This is a genomic window from Bythopirellula sp. (assembly GCF_041737835.1).
Classification (GTDB): Bacteria; Planctomycetota; Planctomycetia; order Pirellulales; family Lacipirellulaceae; genus Bythopirellula.
This window is the reverse complement of sequence record NZ_JBGSQY010000040.1, coordinates 102,920-124,072: the sequence shown is the minus strand read 5'-3', so window position 1 is coordinate 124,072 and position 21,153 is coordinate 102,920. Positions and strand designations below refer to the sequence as shown.

General features: G+C 55.5%; 19 protein-coding genes. 12 read left to right on the top strand and 7 right to left on the bottom strand.

Going from position 1 to position 21,153, the window contains the following annotated elements; genetic code table 11:
* Window positions 1-16: 16 nt before the first annotated feature.
* The 3 genes from AC6T8Q_RS12110 to AC6T8Q_RS12100 all read left to right on the top strand — a co-directional run bounded on the left by AC6T8Q_RS12110 (window position 17) and on the right by AC6T8Q_RS12100 (window position 1,247).
* A complete protein-coding gene (locus AC6T8Q_RS12110; protein ID WP_500679324.1) occupies window positions 17-577 on the top strand; it encodes a hypothetical protein in 561 nt (186 codons plus the stop codon).
* A gap of 71 nt (window positions 578-648) precedes the next feature.
* Window positions 649-927, top strand: coding sequence for a ribbon-helix-helix domain-containing protein (locus tag AC6T8Q_RS12105; RefSeq protein WP_500679323.1), 279 nt, complete (start codon window positions 649-651; stop codon window positions 925-927).
* Entirely contained in the window at window positions 927-1,247 is a 321-nt protein-coding gene (locus AC6T8Q_RS12100; protein WP_500679322.1) for a type II toxin-antitoxin system RelE/ParE family toxin, read from the top strand. Before AC6T8Q_RS12105 ends, AC6T8Q_RS12100 begins: the two co-directional genes overlap by 1 nt.
* 4 nt (window positions 1,248-1,251) lie before the next feature.
* Here the strand turns inward: AC6T8Q_RS12100 and AC6T8Q_RS12095 are convergent, their stop codons facing one another.
* Window positions 1,252-3,048: a Gfo/Idh/MocA family protein gene (locus AC6T8Q_RS12095; protein WP_500679321.1), complete on the bottom strand. Its 1,797-nt coding sequence runs from the start codon at window positions 3,046-3,048 to the stop codon at window positions 1,252-1,254.
* Window positions 3,045-4,184 (bottom strand): DoxX family protein, encoded by a 1,140-nt coding sequence (locus AC6T8Q_RS12090; RefSeq protein WP_500679320.1) that lies wholly within the window; start codon window positions 4,182-4,184, stop codon window positions 3,045-3,047. The genes AC6T8Q_RS12095 and AC6T8Q_RS12090 overlap by 4 nt, the downstream gene beginning before the upstream one ends.
* 214 nt (window positions 4,185-4,398) lie before the next feature.
* Here AC6T8Q_RS12090 and AC6T8Q_RS12085 point away from each other — a divergent pair, with 214 nt between their 5' ends.
* From AC6T8Q_RS12085 to AC6T8Q_RS12055, 7 genes are all read left to right on the top strand, one after another.
* The gene (locus AC6T8Q_RS12085) at window positions 4,399-5,376 is read left to right on the top strand and encodes a D-2-hydroxyacid dehydrogenase (protein WP_500679319.1); all 978 of its coding nucleotides are present in this window, start codon (window positions 4,399-4,401) and stop codon (window positions 5,374-5,376) included.
* 89 nt (window positions 5,377-5,465) lie between these two features.
* A complete protein-coding gene (locus tag AC6T8Q_RS12080; protein ID WP_500679318.1) occupies window positions 5,466-5,714 on the top strand; it encodes an antitoxin family protein in 249 nt (82 codons plus the stop codon).
* A 225-nt stretch (window positions 5,715-5,939) separates the two neighbouring features.
* Complete coding sequence (locus AC6T8Q_RS12075) at window positions 5,940-6,659, top strand: hypothetical protein (RefSeq protein WP_500679317.1); 720 nt, start codon at window positions 5,940-5,942, stop codon at window positions 6,657-6,659.
* A 24-nt stretch (window positions 6,660-6,683) separates the two neighbouring features.
* Entirely contained in the window at window positions 6,684-7,427 is a 744-nt protein-coding gene (locus AC6T8Q_RS12070) for a hypothetical protein (RefSeq protein WP_500679316.1), read from the top strand.
* Window positions 7,428-7,495: 68 nt separating this feature from the next.
* Complete coding sequence (locus AC6T8Q_RS12065) at window positions 7,496-9,523, top strand: S8 family serine peptidase (protein ID WP_500679315.1); 2,028 nt, start codon at window positions 7,496-7,498, stop codon at window positions 9,521-9,523.
* Window positions 9,524-9,842: 319 nt separating this feature from the next.
* Window positions 9,843-10,949 (top strand): serine/threonine-protein kinase, encoded by a 1,107-nt coding sequence (locus AC6T8Q_RS12060; RefSeq protein WP_500679314.1) that lies wholly within the window; start codon window positions 9,843-9,845, stop codon window positions 10,947-10,949.
* A 190-nt stretch (window positions 10,950-11,139) separates the two neighbouring features.
* Window positions 11,140-12,387, top strand: a complete 1,248-nt coding sequence (locus AC6T8Q_RS12055; RefSeq protein WP_500679313.1) for a hypothetical protein — start codon at window positions 11,140-11,142, stop codon at window positions 12,385-12,387.
* Here the strand turns inward: AC6T8Q_RS12055 and AC6T8Q_RS12050 are convergent.
* Window positions 12,384-13,073: a PspA/IM30 family protein gene (locus AC6T8Q_RS12050; RefSeq protein WP_500679312.1), complete on the bottom strand. Its 690-nt coding sequence runs from the start codon at window positions 13,071-13,073 to the stop codon at window positions 12,384-12,386. The genes AC6T8Q_RS12055 and AC6T8Q_RS12050 overlap by 4 nt on opposite strands.
* A 160-nt stretch (window positions 13,074-13,233) precedes the next feature.
* Complete coding sequence (locus AC6T8Q_RS12045; protein WP_500679311.1) at window positions 13,234-14,052, bottom strand: RNA polymerase sigma factor; 819 nt, start codon at window positions 14,050-14,052, stop codon at window positions 13,234-13,236.
* A 201-nt stretch (window positions 14,053-14,253) separates the two neighbouring features.
* Here AC6T8Q_RS12045 and AC6T8Q_RS12040 point away from each other — a divergent pair, with 201 nt between their 5' ends.
* Together AC6T8Q_RS12040 and dusB are read left to right on the top strand one after the other, a co-directional pair.
* Window positions 14,254-17,451, top strand: a complete 3,198-nt coding sequence (locus tag AC6T8Q_RS12040) for a serine/threonine-protein kinase (protein WP_500679310.1) — start codon at window positions 14,254-14,256, stop codon at window positions 17,449-17,451.
* 58 nt (window positions 17,452-17,509) lie between these two features.
* On the top strand, window positions 17,510-18,571 hold the full coding sequence (gene dusB, locus AC6T8Q_RS12035; RefSeq protein ID WP_500679309.1) for a tRNA dihydrouridine synthase DusB: 1,062 nt from the start codon (window positions 17,510-17,512) through the stop codon (window positions 18,569-18,571).
* On the opposite strand, the gene AC6T8Q_RS12030 is transcribed toward dusB, so the two are convergent.
* The 3 genes from AC6T8Q_RS12030 to AC6T8Q_RS12020 are packed head-to-tail and all read right to left on the bottom strand — an operon-like array spanning window position 18,568 to window position 21,012.
* Complete coding sequence (locus AC6T8Q_RS12030; protein WP_500679308.1) at window positions 18,568-19,005, bottom strand: DUF2721 domain-containing protein; 438 nt, start codon at window positions 19,003-19,005, stop codon at window positions 18,568-18,570. The genes dusB and AC6T8Q_RS12030 overlap by 4 nt on opposite strands.
* A gap of 9 nt (window positions 19,006-19,014) precedes the next feature.
* Complete coding sequence (locus AC6T8Q_RS12025) at window positions 19,015-19,179, bottom strand: hypothetical protein (protein WP_500679307.1); 165 nt, start codon at window positions 19,177-19,179, stop codon at window positions 19,015-19,017.
* Window positions 19,180-19,206: 27 nt separating this feature from the next.
* Window positions 19,207-21,012, bottom strand: a complete 1,806-nt coding sequence (locus tag AC6T8Q_RS12020) for a sodium-dependent transporter (protein ID WP_500679306.1) — start codon at window positions 21,010-21,012, stop codon at window positions 19,207-19,209.
* Window positions 21,013-21,153 lie beyond the last annotated feature (141 nt).

Sequence of the window (21,153 nt, the reverse complement as noted above, 5' to 3'; positions counted from 1 at the left end):
CGCGGAGATTCGACGCATGACCGCCAATGCCGGTTCCCTCGGGGCCAACGACAACCTGCTGTTCAAGGAAATTGAGTACCAGTGGGAAGAAACCGCCCTGGGCATCTGGCGGAGATATGTTTATCCCAGCGGCTCGCGGTTCGAAGAGTTCAAATCACACGGCTACATCGGCCCGCTGCCGATTCTGCACTACACCTACGGCAAGTGCCCTGAGACGGGCAGGCGGATCGTCGCCCACGGCTTCATCGCGGTCGGCCGGCTCGCGCGCGGAGTGATCGCCATCGGTCATGCCTCGGTGGGAATCATCGCGATCGGGCAACTCGCGATTGGCTTAGGACTCGGCTTAGGCCAAGCCGCCACGGGGATTGTTGCCATCGGCCAATTGGGAATCGGCGCATACTTCGGCCTAGGCCAATTCGTGACGGGCCACATCGCCATCGGCCAGATCGCGCTCGGCGGCTATGTGCTCGCTCAAATCGGATTCGGCTCGCACGTGTGGGACAGCGTCCACGGCGTCGACGCCGGAGCCAAGGCGTTCTTCGGGCCGTTCTTGAGACTGCTAGGGGTGGCGGTATAACTCAATTGGAATTTAGTGCGTTGAGTGATAGAATTTAGGCAGTCGTTAACTTGGGAGTACGGGAGCATCTGATGTCGCAAATCGAAATGAATCTGCCGGATTCAATCACTGAGTTTGCCGGCGCCCAGGTAACCTCAGGACGATATTCCTCACTGGAAGATTACGTTTCTGCTCTTGTCACGGCCGATCGAGAGACACAGGAACTCCTTGCCAGCTTAAAGACCAACCCACGACTCCCAGCCTTGCTTGAAGAAGGCATTAATAGTGGTCCGGGTCGCATTTGGAGCGCCGAATACCTGGAGGAACTCAAGCAACAAGTCTACGATCGCGCAGCTCAAAAGGGCTTCTGATGAGGCCTTTGCGTATTCTTAGCGCGGCCCATATCGACATCGTATCGTGTGCTGCCCATTTGCAGGAATTCAGCAACGATACCGCAATCCGCTTTTTGAAAAGCTTAGACGAAACGCTCGCTTTTGTACAAAATTGGCCAGAACTGAGTCCGATTCAGTTGGTTGACGGTTGTAGATACACCGACCTACGCGTCAGGCCCGTGACACAATTTCGAGACTACCTCGTCTTCTGTAGAATCGTGAGTGAAGAGATCGAGATCTTTCGCGTTCTACATGGCTCGCGAGATCTGGAATCAGTAATTAGCGATTCCAAGTCATAAACCTCTACACCAACTCACTCAACTTTCGGGGCTTTTGGCCTTCGGGTGTTTCGTCGCTGTCGATATCAAACCATTCCGGCTTGAAGTCGATACGTTGGTTTTGCTTCATCGCGATGTTCGAGGTGAGTGCGATCACCGCGTCGGCGAGTGCCACCTTGGGCGGGCATTTGGGCTGATTGGCGGGGTCGGGGTTGCGAATGCACCAGGCCCAGTGTTCGATCTCTTCCTTGTAGCCACGGCTGACATCCTTGGGCAGCGCCGCTTCGGCGACCGCGGCTTGTCCACCACCTGTTTCGTAGGTATCCATCGCTGCGCCACCCTTGGCATTCGTGATGGAAATCTTCGTGGCTGTGTCAGATTTCTTGAACAGCATCGCTTCGGTTTCACGATCTAAGATCAGCGTTCCCTTCGTGCCAAGCACAACTTCGCCGTAACCACCATAACCGTTGCCGTTGATCGACGAGTAAGTGACGATCGTTTTCTTGCTGGGGTCGGCCACTTCGCCTTTGAAACCTTCCTTGTAATAACCCTTGGCTGGGTATTCAAAGATCGTGTAAACGTGGTCGTCGACGTCGCGGTCGGCGGGGAATAACGAGCGGCTGCCGTTGCCTGTGACGCTGAGCGGCAACACCTTTTCATGGGCCGGATTCTGGGCGCTGATGAAAATGCTCGCGGCATCGAGTTGATGGCTGCCCAATTCCGCCATCAAGCCGCCGCCCGTGCGGTCCCACAAACGCCAGCGGATCAATTCCTCGAGCGGAGTCCGCTCGCGGTTGAGCTCGGTGAGCATCCGGCTTTCGTAACCATAAGCGGCGGCATCCACTTGTGCGTCTTCGAGTTGCTGACGCTTCTGCGCGACTTTTAGGGCCCATTCCTCCGCGGCGGTACCCGTGCTTTGGTCGCGCTGCTTGGTCCAAGCATGAAGCTCACGCAGCAATTTGTATTCGTTCCGCAAAGTGGCGAGTGCCGCATCGCCACCCGATGCCTTGGCCGCGCGCTCCATTTCGGCAAATTCGCTGGGCGTCAAAACATTCGTCGGCAACGCTGGTTGCCAACTGTCGTTGCCCGGCAGGTTGTCGCGATGCCATTGGGCGCGAATGTGATGGACATCGCCCAACAGACCGCTGGAAATCTGATCGACCGCGTTGGCGTACAGAATGCTGTAATGCCGCTGATGACCGGTGGCGAGTATCTTGCCGGTTTCCTTCGCGACGCGGCCCATCTCTTTGCATTGGCGCACGCTATGAGCCATCAGCTTCTCGGTCAACACGTGCTTGCCGGCCCGCATCGCCTTGATCGCCGCCACGTCGTGCAACCACAACGGCAAGGCGATGATCACGGCTTCGACGTTGGGATCGTTGATCAGTTCGTCGTAAGTTTGGCCTTTCTCTTGGCAATAAATCTTGACGTTCTTCTCGCCCTCGGCTTGATCCTTCCAACCATAAACACTGCATAAGCCCGGGCGGGCCTTAGCGGTGCCGGGACTCGAAAGGTCACCATAGAATGCACGGTGGATGTTGTACGGCCGAATGTCGGCGATAGCCACGACGTCGATAAATTCCGGATTGAGCGCGCCGATCAGCACGCCCCCTTCATCCCCCGTGCCGATGATTCCCACCCGCAAGCGGTCGTTCTTGATCGAGCCGTAGCCAAAATACATGGCCCCCAGCGACGCACCGGTCACGGCGCCACCGACCAAGGCCCCCTTGAGGAAGTCGCGACGATTGGCGTTCAGGTTGTAGCCGGTCGCTTCTTGAAAGTTTTGCTTACCGACGGCTTTTTCTTCGGGGGTGAGATTCATGCGTTAACTCCCTGGGCACTGCTTTTTGGAGTGACTTGGCGTCTGCTCCACAGTCCCTGGATAATAAAGTCGAGGCCCGCCCACTGCCCCGCGCCGATGGCCGCGAGATAGATGAGGGCCGCGAATTCGACCAATTGATAGTAGAAAAACATCGCGTTGGCTCCCGCGACCCACGGGGGTTGCGAAGCCATCACGGACAACAAAAATAAAGCGCCGACCACCGCGGCCACGCGCGTGAAAAGTCCCAACATCAAGCAAATGCCCACCCCCGTCACGACGCACGTGATCAGCACGTTCATGCGATTGAGTCGCGTCACTTCGGGATTGGCAACCGCCGCGTCAACCTGGTTAGCTAGCGGCGAGTCCTGTTCTGGTACGGTCAAAATCCCGCGGAGTTCGTCGGCAAAACCCTCATCGAGCGATTTTGCCTGTGCCACCCACTTGCCGGGGGTCCGCTCGACCGTGGCTTGCTGGTCGCTCACCCGGGCGATTTCAAACGGCACTTCGTCGAAAGCGGGCGTTTGTTTGGCTGTTTCTAACCGCCAGATTTCATGCTGATAGGCCTCAATGGCCAGGGCTTCTTCGGCCAAAAAATCGGCCAGATAACGCTCGTGCTTTTTGAACGCTGCGTCGGCCTTTTCGAGTTGTTCCTTGCTGAGCGATTTGATCTGTTTGAACCGTTTGAGCGTGTCCTGCCAATCAGCGCGAATTTGCTCGCCCCATGTTGCCGCGGGTGAAAAATCCGCGAACTGGGCGTCGGTCGGCTTACCGTTCTTGAGTTCCCCCTGCCGGCGCTTTACGTAGCTGGCCACCCAGCCCGAGAGCTTAGCACTCTTCGCAGGATCAAGCTGCTTGGCGACCACCAAGTTGTCGCGCCACTTGTGGGTTGTGGGGGCTTGGTTCTGAAAAAATGGGGCCAGCGGCCCCTTGGCTCCGTTCAAAAATCCTTCCGCCGAGAAGACCATCTTCCACTCACCCCGGCTCGTGTCGTGCTCGACCTTCTTGATTCCTTCGCTGAAAAAGTGCCAGCCGATGCACAGCCGCAGAAACACCAGCGCGACAATCGCCGACCAAACGCAGCAACTCACGCCCGTCGGCGTACAACTGTTCTTCTCAACGGTGGAGTTTTCGCTCACAATCGGAAACCTCGGTCAGCGGTCCGTCGAATGACGGAGGGATGGATATAGAGTGTTAGGTGGGATATCTGAAAAGCAGGACGGCTGGCGACAAGATAACGAACGATTTTCTTACATGCCTAAGTAACTCATTTTAGGCCACAATTGCAGAATTCTCCAGTGCCTGGCGGGCTCGAAAGTTCCGTAAACTCGACAACTTACCCCGATTTTTCCCATGCGTATTGTCCTTTGCTACCCGGTAGAAGATCGCCACCTCGCCCAAATTCGCACGGCTTGGCCTGGCAGCGAAATTATCGACGCGGGACAGGAACGCATCGCCGAGGAGCTTCCAACGGCCGACATCTATTGTGGACACGCCAAAGTGCCGGTGCCATGGGATGAAGTGGTCGCTGCCGGGCAGCTCCAGTGGATTCAATCTTCTGCCGCGGGGATGGATCACTGCCTCGTGCCGTCGGTCATTAATTCTGAAATCCCTGTGACAAGCGCTTCGGGCGTACTCGCCAAACAGGTGGCCGATCACACGCTGGCGCTGCTGGCCGGAATGCTTCGTAACCTGCCGACGTTTTTTCGCGCCAAAGATGCGCGGGAATTTATCCGCCGCCCGACCCGCGATCTGCACGGCGCGACCATCGGCATCGTCGGCATGGGGGGCAACGGCCGCGTGTTGGCCCGCGTCCTCAAGCCGTTCGAGACAACCATTCTCGCGACCGATTGGTATCCCGAGAACAAACCCACTGAAGTCGATGAACTTCATCCCGCCGATGCGCTCGATGAGATTTTACCGCGCTGCGATATTCTCATCCTCGCCGCCCCGCTCAACGATTTCACCCGCGGCATGATCGACGAACGTCGGTTGCGACTACTGCCCAAAGAAGCTGTGATCGTCAACATGGCTCGCGGGCCGTTGATCGTTGAAAGCGATCTAGCCAAGGTTCTCACATCCGGCCACCTCTGGGGCGCGGCGGTCGATGTCACCGAAGAAGAGCCACTCCCCACGGATAGTCCGTTGTGGGAGATTCCCAACCTCATCATCACCCCGCACGTCGGCGGCCAACGTAAAAGTCGCATCGACGACATGACACGCTTGTTTTTGGAAAACTCTCGCCGCTGGCAAGCTGGCGAAACTCTCATCAACCGCGTGGATAAGCAGTTGGGATTCCCCGAGCACGGGGCGATTTTGTTCAGTCCTTAAGGCGCTGTTTATTGTTGTCACGGAATGCTTTACCTGCGACAATAAAGTTGGCGATTTCGTCCATTCCGTTGAATCGGGAGACAATTTCTATGATCGGCATACCAGCCATCTATCGAGACGGTGTCTTTCACCCGTTACAGCCGGTTCAACTTCCCGAACAATCTAATGTTGTTGTTATGCTTCCACAGGCAAATACGGAAACAGAAAACTCAACGAAGGATGAGCAAGCTTTTTTGCGCACGGCTGGTGCTTGGGCCAATGTTGAAGGAGTGGATGACGTACTGCAGCAACTGGAGGAAATGCGCCAATCTGCAACTTTTCGGGACGAGCCGTCGTGAGCTTTCTTCTCGATACGAATATCTGCTCTGCACATATGCGTAGGCCAGCGGGATTACATCATCACTTCAGTCAGTATTCTTGCCGGCTATACACAACCTCGATAGATTTGGCCGAACTTTAGGCCTGCCGAAACCCCAGCAATTTTCTACTAGCCTTGCTGGCTGTGTGTGTTATTTTGGACGTGGGTATGCTAGGCCTAGTTTTTTGTGAATGAGGACCGTCTCATGAACGTTGTTCGATTCCTTCTCTGCTTGGGATTGCTATTAGCGGGCAGCAGCGTCTCCCATGCTGCTTTCACGTTTCTTGGTCCGACTCCCTATCGCAGCGCGGCGGATAGTCCGTTCAATCTTAGCGGGCTTGGCACGACGTTCTTTCTGGAGGACTTTGAGGACGATGTGCTGACGCCGGGTCTCGAAAGCGGGTTTCCTGGTTCGATATTCCCTATATCAGATAATTCTGTCGATGCCGATGATGGGGTTCTTGATGGACTTGATTCCGGAGGTCAATCTGTCTTGGCTTTTCCCCCGGACGCCTGTAGTGGCCCGAACTGTACTGTGTACACGCAGTGGAATTTCAATAATTCGGCATTTGGTAAGTATCCAACAGCAATAGGTTTTGTTCTAACTGCCAATAGTGGCTCTCAAGGTACGGTATCCGTTATTGGCTTTGGGGAGAATGGATACGAGTTTGTGACATTCGATTTCGAGGGAATTATCTCCCGAGCTTTTGACGCCAGTGATGACTGGTTCATTGGCATCACGAACCCGTTTGGAATGTACTCCGTCACTTTTGAACAGTTGAGACGACCTATACCGGGGACGACAACTTCAAATCCTAGTTTCGATCATCTCCGGTACGGCTTGCACGTGCCCGAACCCAGTGCCTTTCTGCTAGCCTCTCTGGCTCTATCATGTTACCCTGGACGTGGGTATTGCTGGGCCTAATTTTTCGTGAATGAGGAGATTCTCATGAACGTTGTTCGATTCATTCTGTGCTTGGGGCTACTTTTAACGACGAGAAGCAGCGTTTCGTACGCTGCTTTCACGTTCTTAGGACCAACGCCATACCGCAGCGCGGCGGATAGCCCGTTCAATATGAGTGGTCTCGGCACGACGTTCTTTTTGGAGGACTTTGAAGACGATGTGCTGAGTCCAGGTTTGCTTTTCTCTCCCGGCTATCCAAGCTCGACTGATCCGATATTAGGAAACTCTGTTGATGCAGATGATGGAATAGTAGATGGCCTTGATGTTGGAGGTCATTCTGTTCGAGCTTCCGGTCTTGGTGCCTGTATTGGCAACTCGTGCACGGTGGAAGCATTATGGACCTTTGATCTTATGCCTTCAGGTAATTTTCCTACTGCCGTTGGCATTGTGATGACTGGTAGTAATGGAGCCGCAGGACAAATTACCGTTGAAGCCTATGAATTCGAGACAGGTCAGTATGAAACGACCACCTTTGACATCGAAGGAATCATTTCACAATCATTCGATCCGAACGACGACATATTTATGGGCTTTCTGAATCCACTAGGAATTTTTTCGATCAAGGTCCAGCAGTATCGACGGTCGTTTGAAGGGGTGCCCCACATTGCGCTGACATTTGACCACTTACAGTATGGCAAATTCATCCCAGAACCGAGTGGGATATTGCTGCTCACATTTCTGGGGCCTTTATTTGCGCATCGTTCTTGCAGCCGGAGAATTTTGTCATGAACGGATTTGGCCCAAAGAAAACATCTTTCTCTCGAATTTTGCGCATTGAGCGTCTTGAAGATCGATCAATGCTGTCGGCAACCGCTACGATGCTCGGCGAAGAATTCAATCTGCCATCCTGGTTATCACAGGATCAGATTCCTGTGGTTCAACAACTAGCAAGCCAAATCACAACCGCGACCACAAATGCCCCCATGTACCCTGCCCGCGCTGAATCCTATCCGTTGATTGGTGTGGATGCGTACTACGAGAATTCGAGTTATTCACGTTTTGATGGAACAGGCTACTCAATTGCCATCTTAGACTCAGGGGCCGATTTGGACCATCCAATTTTTGGCCCCGCCACTAACGGGATCGCAGACCGGATCGTTTATCAATATGACTTTGCGGAAAATGATGCTGACGCATCGGATACACACAATTCATACTTCGCGTATGGGCATGGCACCCATGTGGCGGGAATTGTAGCCGGTGCCGCGCCAGGAGCGAGTCTTATCATTCTTAAGGTGTTTGGTGATGATGGCACGGGAGATTTTAACGATGTTCAAGCGGCTTTGCAGTGGGTTTTCGCAAACGCATCAACTTATAATATTGCTGCTGTGAATATGTCGATTGTCGATGGGAAAAACTATAATACTCAGGTCAATCCCTACGGCTTCGCCGATGAAATGGTAGCCATAAGTTCAATGAACATTGGCATTTCAGTGGCAGCAGGAAACTCTTATGCACAATTTCATGATGTTCAACAACAACCTGCACCTCCAAGTGTTAGTGGACCCGGTGTATCTTATCCTGCAGCAGATGCTAGTGCGATTTCAGTTGGAGCGACATGGGATACAACCTTTGTAGCTCAAGTCCCATTTTATCCTGGAGGCGTAGATGTTGGTGGTGCGAAGGAGTACAGAGTTGCTCCTGATCGGATCGCTGGCTTCTCTCAGCGTCATGAAGATTTAGTTCATATATTTGCACCTGGGGCTTTCATTAATAGTAGCGGCCTGTCAGGCATCTACTATGATGCACATGGCACCAGCATGGCTGCGCCACACGTCGCGGCAGCTATAGCAATAGCCCAACAGATGAATGTTTACGCTACCGGCAGCCGCCTCAACCGCGAAGATCTTATCGAGCTCTTCCAAGAAACTGGCGTTGCGATCTACGACGGCGATGACGAAGACAATAACGTCACACCGACCAACGCCTGGTACTCGCGTCTCGATGTCTTTGCGATGGCCAATCGCTTGCTCCCTCCCAGCGTTTTGAACGTCATTCTCAAAGAAACCGACGGCACCCCCACCGAGTATCATTTCAACACCGTGGACGGCGACGGCGGGCAGCTGATGACCGTTCCCGTGGGCGATCCCACGATCCTTCAAATCCAGTTCAGCGAAGCGGTGACCGTCGCAAAGAGCGATCTGCGCTTGGTCGGAGTCTTGCGCGGGCATGCCCCCGACGTGGCCGCTGCGACGTTTACCGCGCCCGACGCCACGAATGACTTCACCGCGACCTGGGAGTTCGCCACGCCGTTGGTCCCCGCCAACCGCAAGGGGGACTACTATCTGCTGTCGCTAGCGGACACGATTGTCGACGCCGACAACAACGCTCTCGACGGCGAATGGACCAACCCAGCCCGCATGTTCGTCCCCACGACCACAACGATCTTCACCGACGCGGCGATCAGCACGTTCCCCTCGGGCAACGGCACGGCGGGTGGAGATTTTAATTTTCTGTTTACGCTCTATCCGGGCGATGCAGATCAGAATTTAGTGGTCAACAACACGGATTTCGGCGCCGTCATCAATCACTTTTTCGATACGGGCACATGGATCGAAGGCGATTTCAACGGCGATGGAGTTATCAACAATTCCGACTTCGGCGACGTGATCAACAACTTTTTCGAGACGCTCATCGTGTCGATAGATTTTCTCACCGACCTGAACAACGACGGCCGCGTGGACGCGCTCGACGAAGAGCTTTGGGACGATTACGAAGCGAATCAGAATCTAGCCGGAGACTTCAACGGCGATCTTGAGGTCGATGCCTTGGACCTCGTCCTGCTCCAAAATCAGTTCGGGCTGGAGTTCGCCCTGGCGGGGTAGCTCTTCAACCGCGTAGTCAAGCACCTCGGCTTTCCCAGGCACGGGCACGATCCTGTTTCCCCGTGAACTGTCTGAAAATCGTACAACCCGCATGTTTTCGCTGAAAATGTGGCCAAATTTGCGATCTGGACTCTCCGCAAACGCGCGCAGTATCATTTTCTTCGCCTCTGATCCTGACTAAGATAAATTATCGGGCCTCGAATCTATCGGTTTTGGCCTGGCAGTTAGCAACCAACCTTGCCCGCCCCCTGGTCGGCATGACTTATTTGATGCACATCTTGAGCTCTCGACTCTCCTATCCCATGCACCCAGGTAACGGATGAATCCTTCGACAACGATCCTGCAAGGAACGCGGACGATCACTTTCGATGGCGAGCAATCCCGCCGCTGTCCCAACGAGCTGTATCAGCGCTACGAGCATCTGCTCAACACGCAATACATCGGTTGGACAGAGCATTTGCGCTTTCGTAGGTTGCTGGGAACGGGTGGCCAAGGCGTGGTGTATCTCACCGACCGACGCGGCTCCGACGGTTTTACGCTCCCTGTCGCGTTGAAAGTTTTTTCGCCGGAGCGTTTTTCCTGCCAGCAAAGTTACGACCTAGCGATGGAACGAATCGCACAAGTCGCGAGCTGCGTTGCCAAGATTCAGCACGACAACTTGCTCGACGTTCAGAATTTCACCGAACGCCGCCGCATTCGCGTAATGGAAATGGAATGGGTCGACGGCTACGACCTCGACAATTTGCTCACCCCCGCAATGTTTTCCCGCGTGCAACAACGTGTGAGCAATCGCCGTTGGAAATATATTAACGACGTGATCGTCACCGCTGGCCCCGTGCGGCCCCGCTTGAAACCGGGCGTGGCGGTTGCGATTATTCGTGCCTGCCTCGCCGCCTTGGCCGCACTGCACCGCGAGCGAATTGTCCACGGCGACTTGAAGCCGTCGAACATCATGGTCAAGCGCACGGGCCATCCGAAGATCGTGGACATCGGTTCCGCGTTACAGCTCGACAACATGCCCGAGCAGCGCACCTGCACGCCGCAATATGCTGCGCCCGAAATGCTCGAGCGGAACGAATTCACACCGCGCGCTGACTTGGCGAGCCTCGGTTATGTGTTGATCGAGGTTTTGGCAGGTCGGCCGCTGTTTGCTGGCTTACGCAATTTGGGCGAACTGCTCGAAGCCAAGTGGACTCTGCCGCAACGACTTGAGCGCATCTTGCCCGAGGACGTGGCCGACAGCGATTTGCTTATGAGCATTTGCCGGCGGCTCACTTCCCCCGATCCCGTGTTGCGGTTTGGCAGTGCCGAAGATGCCGACACCGGCAGCGGCGGGTTGGCCGAGTTCCAGCGTACCCTCGTGATCGGCGATTTGGCCAGCGAATACGAAAACGAGCTCCGCGTCTGGCTCGAAGAATTGGACTGATATTCGCGAGCCGGCTCGTCCCGAGCCCGCAGAATCCGCATATTTCGGGGGCGTGGACGCCCCGGCTCGCTGGCCGAGGATTGACGTTTCCCACCCCTCATGGCAAGCTAGACTTCCCTTGGCAGGGATGCCCTGTCTGCAAATCGGCCCGCCGCGAATCTTGCCTAAATCGCCACAGGAGTTTCAAGCGATGCAATCCACGCTCATGCTATTGGTTGTGTTTCTGGCTGCCCAAATCGGCGATCGCTATCCCGATTTGTCCCCACCGCCCGCCGAGGAAACCCCTGCGGAGGCCACGACCGAAACTCCCCCGAGCGATGCACCTGCTGACGATTCGACCGATGTCACGAGCAATCTGTTCGACGAGATCGATGCCACGGCCCAGCCACTATCGACACCTCCCGATTCCAATCCGCTCAGTTCCGAAGAGTCCCCTGTCATCGATTCTCCGACCACAACTCCCGGAAGCAGCGCTCCTGCTTTTGGAGCCACCACCCCACCCGCCACGCAGCCTCCGCGGACTCCCGCCACAACAGAGACGGCACCACCCTCCAGCGAAACCGACCCCGCCAAGCTGCTCGCGAGTTTTTTGGAGCCCCCGTTGGGGGAACAACTCAAGGGCACGCCCATTACCTTGGCCCAAGCGGTGAATAATTCACTCTCACGCAACGAGCAAACGCAGCGCGTGATCGCCTACTGGGAGTTGTCTCAAGCCATCGCGAATTATTACCTTGCGCTCGACGACCGCACCAAGCTCGTGGCGCTCGAACAGGCGATCACACAACCGGGCCCTGAATGGGAGCTTGCCAAACAGACCGCCGAAAACCGTGTGCAACTTGCTCGCGACCGAGCCCGCGTGGCTCAAGAAAATTTGGCCGCGATGATGGGAAATGTGACCTTCGGCTTCATGCCGTTGCCAAGCGATGCCCCTTTTTCCGATGCCTACGAAACCCGCTATGCCGAAATTTTCCAGAATCGCCCTTCGCAGCTTGCTCAGCAGCTGAATGAACTCTTGCCGCGGGCTTATACCGACTTATCGACGCGCACGCTCGAAATCGCCGATGCCCGCAAGTGGATGTTTCAGGTGAGCGATGCCCGCAGCCCGCAATCCGATGGCAGCGATCTGTTGATGGCCTTTGAACTGTTCTCCGCCCGGCGGCGGATGTTTGTCGGCGCGGTCAAGGAATACAACCTCGGCATCGTCCGCTATACCGAAGTCGCCACCCCCGGCACACTCGATACGGACCGTCTCGTGGCGATGCTGATCCGCACAGGCAGTTCCCCGGCAAGCACGTTCGACACCGAAGTGCAACGCGCGAACGCCGTGGAAGGACTCAACGATTCATCAAGCGTTGCGCCACAGACACCCAGCGTCAGCGGCTGGCAAGGCGTTCCCACCAACGGCTCCGAACGCTCGATCTTGGTTCCGAAAAGCTAACTCGCTTGCGGCTTAGCATTCCGTTGCTTCAGCGCCATCAACTCCGCATCGACATCGATATTCGCTTCCGGCTCGCAGCACTCCCCCAATTCAACCGTGCGCGTCGCCGATTGTAATTCCGACATCGCTTCGGCCTCAGCCTCGGCTTGTTCCACGCGATTCCGCAGGCGCTCAAACTTCGCGAACGCATGTTGATCGAGTTCCGAAGGAGCACCCAAATCGACGGTTTGCATCTTCTTGCGAAACGCAGCCGCGCGATGCCGGACCGACAGATTTGCCAAGCTTCGTTTCGCTTCGGTGAGCTTCGCCTTCATCGCTTCAAGTTGCCGCTTTAAGGCTTGAGCTGCTTCTTGCGAGGCAGTGAGTTGATCTTCGAGCGCCGCCACAAGTTTTTCGTGCTCTTGCTTCCGTTTGATCGCCTTGCGAGCCAATTCATCATCGCCTGCCTGGACCGCTTGTTCCGCCCTCTCCAGCCATTGCGCGGTTTGCACTTGGTTGGTTTTGAGAGCCTTGGCCGTGATTTTTTCGCTGGCCAGGGCTTTGGCCGTTTCCTCGGTCGCCTTGGCGATCGATTCTTCCATTTCGCGAATCGCTTGCTTCAACAGCTTTTCGGGATTCTCAAATCCGTCGACGAGCTCATTGAAATTGGCCGAAAGAATATCGCTGATACGTTTGAAGATTCCCATGATCGTTTCCTGCACACAAATTGTTGGCTTGGCGGCCGAACAACACGCTCTGGCAACGCCTCTACCAACCTTCATGTCAGGAAATTGGAAAACTCGTAAATAATTTTTCTGACAGCCCAATAGCCGGATCGCAACGCGATCCACGGATAGTTCAGATAAACTATTTCCGCAAAGAATCCAGCGGCAGCTTCGTCAGCGTCTCCCGAATCCGCGTTGACTTATGAGCTTCCAACGAATCGCGCTCCACAAATTCCTGCCCCTCGCGAATCGCCTGCTCCAGTCCGCCGTGATCGTGCAGATATTCCCCCAGCCGATTCCACTCCGCCGCAAATTCCTGCTCAACCTCTGCTGCATCACAATAGCGAACCACGTGCGAGCGGACCGCCGCCTCTAGTTGCTCGTTCAGCCGCTTGCGAGCATGGCGGTAGTAGTTGTCGACGTCGCTGCTGCTGATGCCCAGTGCCGTGGCGGTTTCCGCAATCGACAACTCTTCGCAAATCCGGCCATAAAGCACGCGGAAATAGTTTCCCTTGCCAGCCGCATGATATTCGCGTGCTATCGTGCGCAGCGTTTGTTGCAACAGTTCCTCAGCCCACGCGGCAAAGAAGGCCGTGTCGACATCCGCCGAACTCGTCGGCCGTGTGTGCAGCAATTCCTCGGCCAGCGCCCGCTCGAATTCCCCTTTCTTGCGCGTCGCGCGAAATTCGTTCGCTTGCAGTTTACAAACAACACTGCACAACAGCGTGCGGAGCTTGGCTTGTCGGCTGCTCACCCACCGCTCGAGCAACTTATTGCGAATGACGACCTCGAAGCATTGCGAAGCCAAGTCCTCGGCCGTGGCCAGCGTCGCCGTACCCCGCCGCAAAGCAAATCGGCAGATCGGCCCCCAATAGTCGGTCAGAAATTCCTGCCAGTCGCGTTCACTTTGACCGTCAACGAGTCGCAGAATCAGCGTATGCCGTGTTTGGGGAAAACTCATGGTAGAAAATATATCCCCTTCCCCTGTACTCCGGGGAGGGGCTAGGGGAGGGGGAAATTAGTAGCACCACCAGCTACACTATTCTAGCAAGCGTTGCATGAAAAGTTCTTCTGAGATTTCCATCTTTGCTTTACGAATTGTCTTGCCAACGGACATGAACTTAGTGATCCGCCCGAAAATCCCCTGCTAACTTGTCGCGACATGCCGCAACTCTCACGTAACAACCTGACGGATTCAATCGACTCGCCCGCCCGGCGAACCCAATTCCTCGCGTTGTTGAGCCAACTCTGCGAGCAAGTCGCCAAGCTGCACGCCAATGGCCAACTGCATCGCGCAATCAACGCCGAAAACGTTTCCGTAGGCCCAAACTTTCAGGCCACGTTATCCCCGCCCCAGGAAATCGCCATTGAATGCGCAGGTCCTTGGGCCTCTGTTCCGCCGGAATTTGAATCCGCGACCACACTGCTCGTTCCTGCGGACATCAAGCAAGCTGAATCCGTACTCCGGCGAGCCGGCATTCACTGCGATCCCCGCCGCATCGACGCGTTTCAAATCGGCCAACTCGCGCTGCAATGGCTCACCGGCGAATGGGTCGAAGCCTACCTCACGAGCCCGCAAGTAGCCGCCAAAGTACCCGCGGAGTTTCGTGAGTTGATTGACGGCGCCTTAGGCTACGATCCCTCACGGCGTTTCACCAATGGCCAAGAAATACAAGCCGCACTCGCAAACGTAGCAAAGTCCAATACGGCCAATAGCGAAACTCCCCCACGCGGCACTGGCATCGATGTCCATCACGACACGCCCGCCTTTGGCCATCAGCCAACGCAATCAGAAGTCCCCTTTAAATGCCTCGGGCCCTATCGCATCGACGCCAAAATCGGTGCAGGCGGCATGGGCGACGTTTACCGCGGGTACGACGAACGGCTTGAGCGGACCGTCGCGCTCAAAGTGTTGCCCCGCGAATTAGCACGTCAGCAAGCTTTTGTCGACCGTTTCACTTCCGAAGCCCGCGCGGTGGCAAAACTTGTTCACCCCCATATCGTGCCCATCTATCAAATCGGCGAAGAGCAAGGGCATCACTATTTCGCGATGCAATACATCGCCGGGGGTTCGCTCACCGAGTTATTGAAGGCGAATGGCAAATTGCCCTCACAATCGGCCATTCAGTTGATTTCGCAAGTCGTTGCAGGCCTCGCGCACGCGCATGAACAAGGTCTCGTCCATCGCGATATCAAGCCGGGCAACATTCTGATCGATCACCTTTCGGGCAAAGCCCTGCTTGCCGATTTTGGTTTGGTCAAATCGCTCTCCAGTGAATTGCAACAAACGGCCACCGGCGTTGTGATGGGAACCGTGGATTACCTATCGCCGGAGCAAGGCCGTGGGCAACCGGTCGATGGCCGCAGCGATCTCTATTCGGTCGGAGTCTTGCTCTATCAAATGCTCAGTGGGCGATTGCCGTTCCAGGCCGACAGCCCCACCTCGATGATCTTTCAGCATGCGTACGAAATTCCGCCGCCGCTCACCGAGATCATTCCCAGCGTGCCAGCCGACGTGGCGCAGATCGTCCATCGCTTGCTGCTTAAAGATCCCAACGCCCGCTATCAAACGGCTGGCGAATTGCTCGCTGATTTCAACCGCGTGCAAGCGGGCCAGTCGCTTTCCCAAAACGCGGCGGCGAACAACCGCCCCAGGTCGGTGATTTATCTTCCTGCGGAACCGGCGAGCCCGTCTTCTGCCATCGAAAACTATCCGAGTGCGTTCGAGCAGCCTGCATGGCAAACGCGATTGCGAGCGTTCTTCAATCTGCACGCCCCCGAATCGCTCAAGAATTTGCAGAACACGCAGCAGTTGGTCGATGGGGGGCTAGCCGTCTTTCAGCACCGCCGCCAACAACTCGCCGCCCTCGCCGAAGAGGCTTACGCCGTCGAACGCGCGCTCACCGATCAAATCGCGCTCGAGCAAGAAAGCCTGGCCGAATTGCGGCAGCAACAGGGGAACACGCCCATTGCCGAATCGGAAATTTCCATTGCCGAACGGGAAACGAATCTTGAATATTTGGAGAGCCAACTCGTCGAGCAGCGCCGGCAATCGCAACAAATCCGCCAGCGCTTGTCTGAAATCAATGCTCAGCTACAGAATCTGCGTTCGCAACGCGACTTGCTCCGCGCACGGTTGGCAACCGTTCAAGATCGTATGCACTTGTCGAACGATATAGTTCGTCAGCGCAGATATCTGACCTCACAAAAGATTGCTCTCCTTGTGGTGAGTCTCGTGGGGTGCTTGCTGCTAGCAATGATTTCCTTGAGAATACTGAGAATACCAAGTACAGCAGTGCGAGAGTATGATGAGGAGAAGCGTAGGATTGTGTTGAGAGATCATGGTTTTGGATCAATTCCACAAGCTCGCAACTCATCAGCTGGTGACACAATCACGGTGGCCAAAGGTTCCGTCGACCTCATATCGTTGGTCGACGTCGAGCGGGATGCGATCTCCGGGATCTGGCGCCGCGACCCCCGCGGTGACATCTGGCGAGAGCAACGCGATTTGGGCGCGAAAAGCCTCGTCGTGCCAATCCTGATTGATGGCTCTTATGAACTCTCGGCCCGATTTGAGGTTCGCGCCGGTGCGCCTAATCGAGCCGTCGGTTTTCAACTTCCCTTCGGCGCGGGTCGGGGTATGGTCGTGTTGGGCATGGATCATTTGCAATCCATCAATGGCGTGGGTGGAGTGATGGGTTTAATGCCCTATGATATGGCCAATCCAACGTACAATCCCGAGTATCGCTTTCATCCAGGGTTTGAACACAACGTCGTGATCGGTGTGCGTCTGGCAGGGACGAATGTTTCGATTCGCGTGACGGATAATCATGAAACTGTCATCGATTGGACCGGCTTACAAAGCGACATTCATCGTGGTTTGAGCATAAAGGGAAGTCCTCCCACCGACGATCGCTTCATCATTAACGTGTGGGGGAGCACGGTGATTTTTAGCGAGTTGAAGTTGCAGATGTTCGATGGCCAAGCCACGATCCTTCAGCGCGAAGCCGCCGTGCCTAAGAAAGCTGCCCCTGGTCCCTATCACGGCACGTGGCAAATCAACTTCCCCGCGGGGGCCCAGCGGGCGGTGACGATTCTCTCGATGCCCAAGGACGAGCTCATGCTCTACGGCAGTGGAAATCTCGATGGCCGCTATCGCTGGGAAGAAGACCGACTCGTGATGGTCGAGCCCGAGGACAAACGCTACCAACATTTGATCTGGGAGAAACAAGGCGAGGATCTGGTGCTCGTCGAAGAGCCCCCCGATCACCCCAGCGGCGCACACTACGTCGGCGTGCGATTGAAATTCATTTCCCAAGATACTTCCAAGGAAACCCAAGCCACGGTGCCCAAAAAATAGCCGAAGCGCGGCTTAGCGGACTGCGACAACTTCTTATTTTCGCGTAGAATAGCGAGTCATGTCGCTCACCGAATCCCCACTCGCCGTCGCGCCCCTCGCCAAACCGTTTTACATCGGCCCGCTGCTGATTGATCCGCCGATCTTGCAGGCCCCCATGGCGGGGTTCACCAACTATGCCTTTCGGCAGATCGTTCGCGAATTCGGCGGGGCCGGCTTGTTGGCTACCGAGATGGTGAATGCCCGCGGCTTTGTTTGGCTTGATGAGCAAGAAGCCGAGCACCCCGACCGCTTGTGGGGCGTCGCCGAGGAGTCGCGGCCGCTTGCTGTGCAGATTTGGGATAATGAACCCGAAACACTGGCCAAAGTGGGTGCTCGGCTCGCTGGCGATGAATACGGCGTGAGCGTTGTCGATATCAACTTCGGCTGCCCCGTGCGTAACGTCACACAAAAAGCTCACAGCGGCTCTTATTTGTTGAGCCAACCCGAACGGATGGGTCAAATCATCGAGCAAGTCGTCGCGGCCTGTGCTCCCACGCCGGTCACTGCCAAGATCCGACTCGGCTGCACCCGCGACACAATCAACGCCATCGACATTGCGCAAGTCGTCGAAGGAGCCGGCGCCGCGGCATTGACCGTGCATGGCCGGACCGCGCAAGACATGTTCACCGGCTCGGCCGATTGGGATCGCATCGCCTCGATCAAACCCCATTTGAAACGGATTCCGCTCATCGGCAACGGCGATCTCGACACGCCGCAGAAAGTGGTCGATGCCTTCCGGCGTTACAGCGTCGACGGCGTGATGATCGCCCGGGCATCGCTCGCCAAACCGTGGCTGTTCGGACAAGCCGCCGCGGCGATTCGTGGCGAGCCGATTCCCCCCGAGCCGACGCTCGAAGAAGAGCGGCAGCTTCTGTTACACCATTTTGAACTCGTGTGCGAACGCTTCGGCGACGAGCGAGGCACGATGCTGATGCGTAAGTTCGCCTGCTGCTATGCCCAAGGCCGCCGCGGAGCGCGCGAATTCCGCAAGCACGTGGCGACGATGAAAACTACGGCAGAATTTCGCGCGATCGTCGCGGAGTATTTTCCGCGGGAAAGCACGCACTTGGCTAATGCTTAACTGGGGTGCCGCGTCTCAATCGCCAGCGCGTGCAACGTCACGTTCACGTCGCGCAGGAACGACACGAGCGAGCCGATGATTCCCAGCATGCTGCCCATGAAGATGATGCTGAGCAGCCAGCCGATTTCCCACTTCATCAACACGCTCAGGAAGACCAAGATAATCAGCAGCGCCGCGAGCAACGCACTGGTGGCCGCCATGAAAATTGCTGAGCGTAACAAGCGCCCGCGGTGCAACAGAATCTTCAACTGTGCTTCGCCGTTGTTTCGCTCCTCGTTCTCGGCGTGCTTCATGATCGAGACCAGTTGCCGTGAACGGTCGATGACTCGGCCCAAACGATTGGTCATCGTCAGCAGCAGCAGCCCGTCGCCAGAAATCAGAATTGCCGGGCCAACGGCGATCTGCAACACGGGAATCAATTCATTTAAGATCATGCCAGCCACTCAATCCGCGTCCTGCGTGTCGCCCGTGTCGATATCTAACGGAGCTTTCATGCTGTCTCCGACTTCGCTCGGAGGCAAGGTGAGAACTCGATACATGCAAAAGCTAACGAGTCCTAAAACACCGCACACCGACGCGATCATAATCATCCAGCCGGATGAAGTCATAATAAGTTCCTCGCAAAACTGCGGCTATTACAAGCGGCCTTCGCGCTCCCAACGTCGGCAGGCGATATTAGTCAGAATGCTCATAAATATTCCCACGATGATGATAAAGCCAATCGACATCATCGCGACCCTGTTGTAGGCCAAGGCCTGCACTGTGCCGATCGAAAATCGATTGACCCGCAGCCCTGTTTGCCCCTCCGCATTCTCCGCGATCTCAAACGTATAAAGCGGCTTGGTTGTTTCGTCGCGAATCATCCAATACGGTTCGCCTTCTTCGGTGGTGATGGAAAACGTCGTGGGAACGGTTTGCTTGTTGTCATTGAGCACACTCATCACGTTCTCGGGGACCGTATTGTCGACGACCTGCGGGATCTCCACGCCGGTGAGGAAGGCAATTTCCACGTCTTTGCTCACCAGCGATTGCCAACAGAACATCCCGAAAATGACAAACAAAAAGAGTGGCGAGACATATTTCAACATGAACTGCACCAACCGCGGTACGCGCAAATGGGCGCCGTGGTGCATCTCTTCTTCGCCCTTCTCAATTCCTAATCCCCAGCCATAAAGCAGCGTCTGAAACATGGCCAGCACATAGATCAGAAATGTTCCCACCCAGAAATCCATCGTATCGAGGGCGACGGTTCCTTTGGAAAAGTAAACGCAAAAGCCCGTGCCAAACGCCGCGATCAAACCAAGAAAAGTCACTGAAGCATGACGCTTCAGCCCTAAGCCCTCTTCAAAAAAGGCGATCACTGGTTGCAGCATCGACAGGCTGCTGGTGATGGCCGCTAAGAACAACATAAAGAACCAGACGAAACCAAAAAACCGCCCGCCGGGCATCACGGCAAACACGTTAGGAAGTGCATTGAAGCCCAAACCAAACGTCCCCATCATCGTGGCGCTCGCGCCTAGAAAAATAAACGCCGCCGGCAGGGTAATCATTCCCCCCAAACAGACTTCAAAGAACTCATTCACGCTGCACGCCGTCAAACTGCTGAGCGCTACGTCATCCTTCTTCTTCAAGTAACTGGCGTAATTGATGATGATGCCAAAACCGGCAGAGATGCTGAAAAAGATCTGCCCCGCCGCGGCGAGCCAGGTGTCGGGCTTCCACAGAAACTCGGGATTCGGATTCCACATCGACCCCAAGCCGTTGACCAATTTGTTTTCGGGATGCGCGGGATCGGGCGTCCCCAGAGTGAGGACACGAATCAAAACGCAGATCGCGCACACCGCCATCAACGGCATGGCCACGTTGCAAAATTTTTCGATCCCTTTGCTGATCCCGCGATAGATCAAAATGAAATTTAGGATGAAAACGAAAGCCAGTATCCCAACCAGTTCATTATTGCCCCCTTCGTAGATAAATCCGTCGGCGTTTTTACCGACAAAATTATCGAAGTAGGCCGTGTAGGCCGCAGGGGTGGGTTCGATATTATTGAAGTTGCCCACGAGATAGTCGTAAGCGTAGCCCAAACACCACGCTTCGATCAGCACGTAATACATGTAGATCACCAGCGGGATCAGTAGCGCTAGTGAACCGAAATAGCGCGCGATCTTGCTGGGCCAGATGACGGAAAAAATTCCGGGCGCGGAATTGAAGCCTTTGCCGCCGCCATAACGGCCCATGGTCCATTCTGCCCAACACATGGGGATTCCCAGGATCAGGAGGGCCGCGAAGTAAGGGAGCATGAAGGCCCCCCCGCCGTTTTGAGCGGCTTGCCCAGGAAATCGCAAGAAATTTCCCAAGCCCACTGCCGAGCCAGCCACAGCCAGAATGACCCCCAGTTGCGAACCCCACTGCTCTCCTTGTGGGCCTTTTTCGTCGCTCATACTATCCGCTCCCAAATGGGAAGTTTGTTGGTGGAGATTCGCGTGCTAGCTACTGCTTTGAATTCCCTGCTACTTCTAGCTAATAAACTGTTCTGGGTCAACACTTTACGATTTGTCACTTATTTTTCAAACCAACCATTG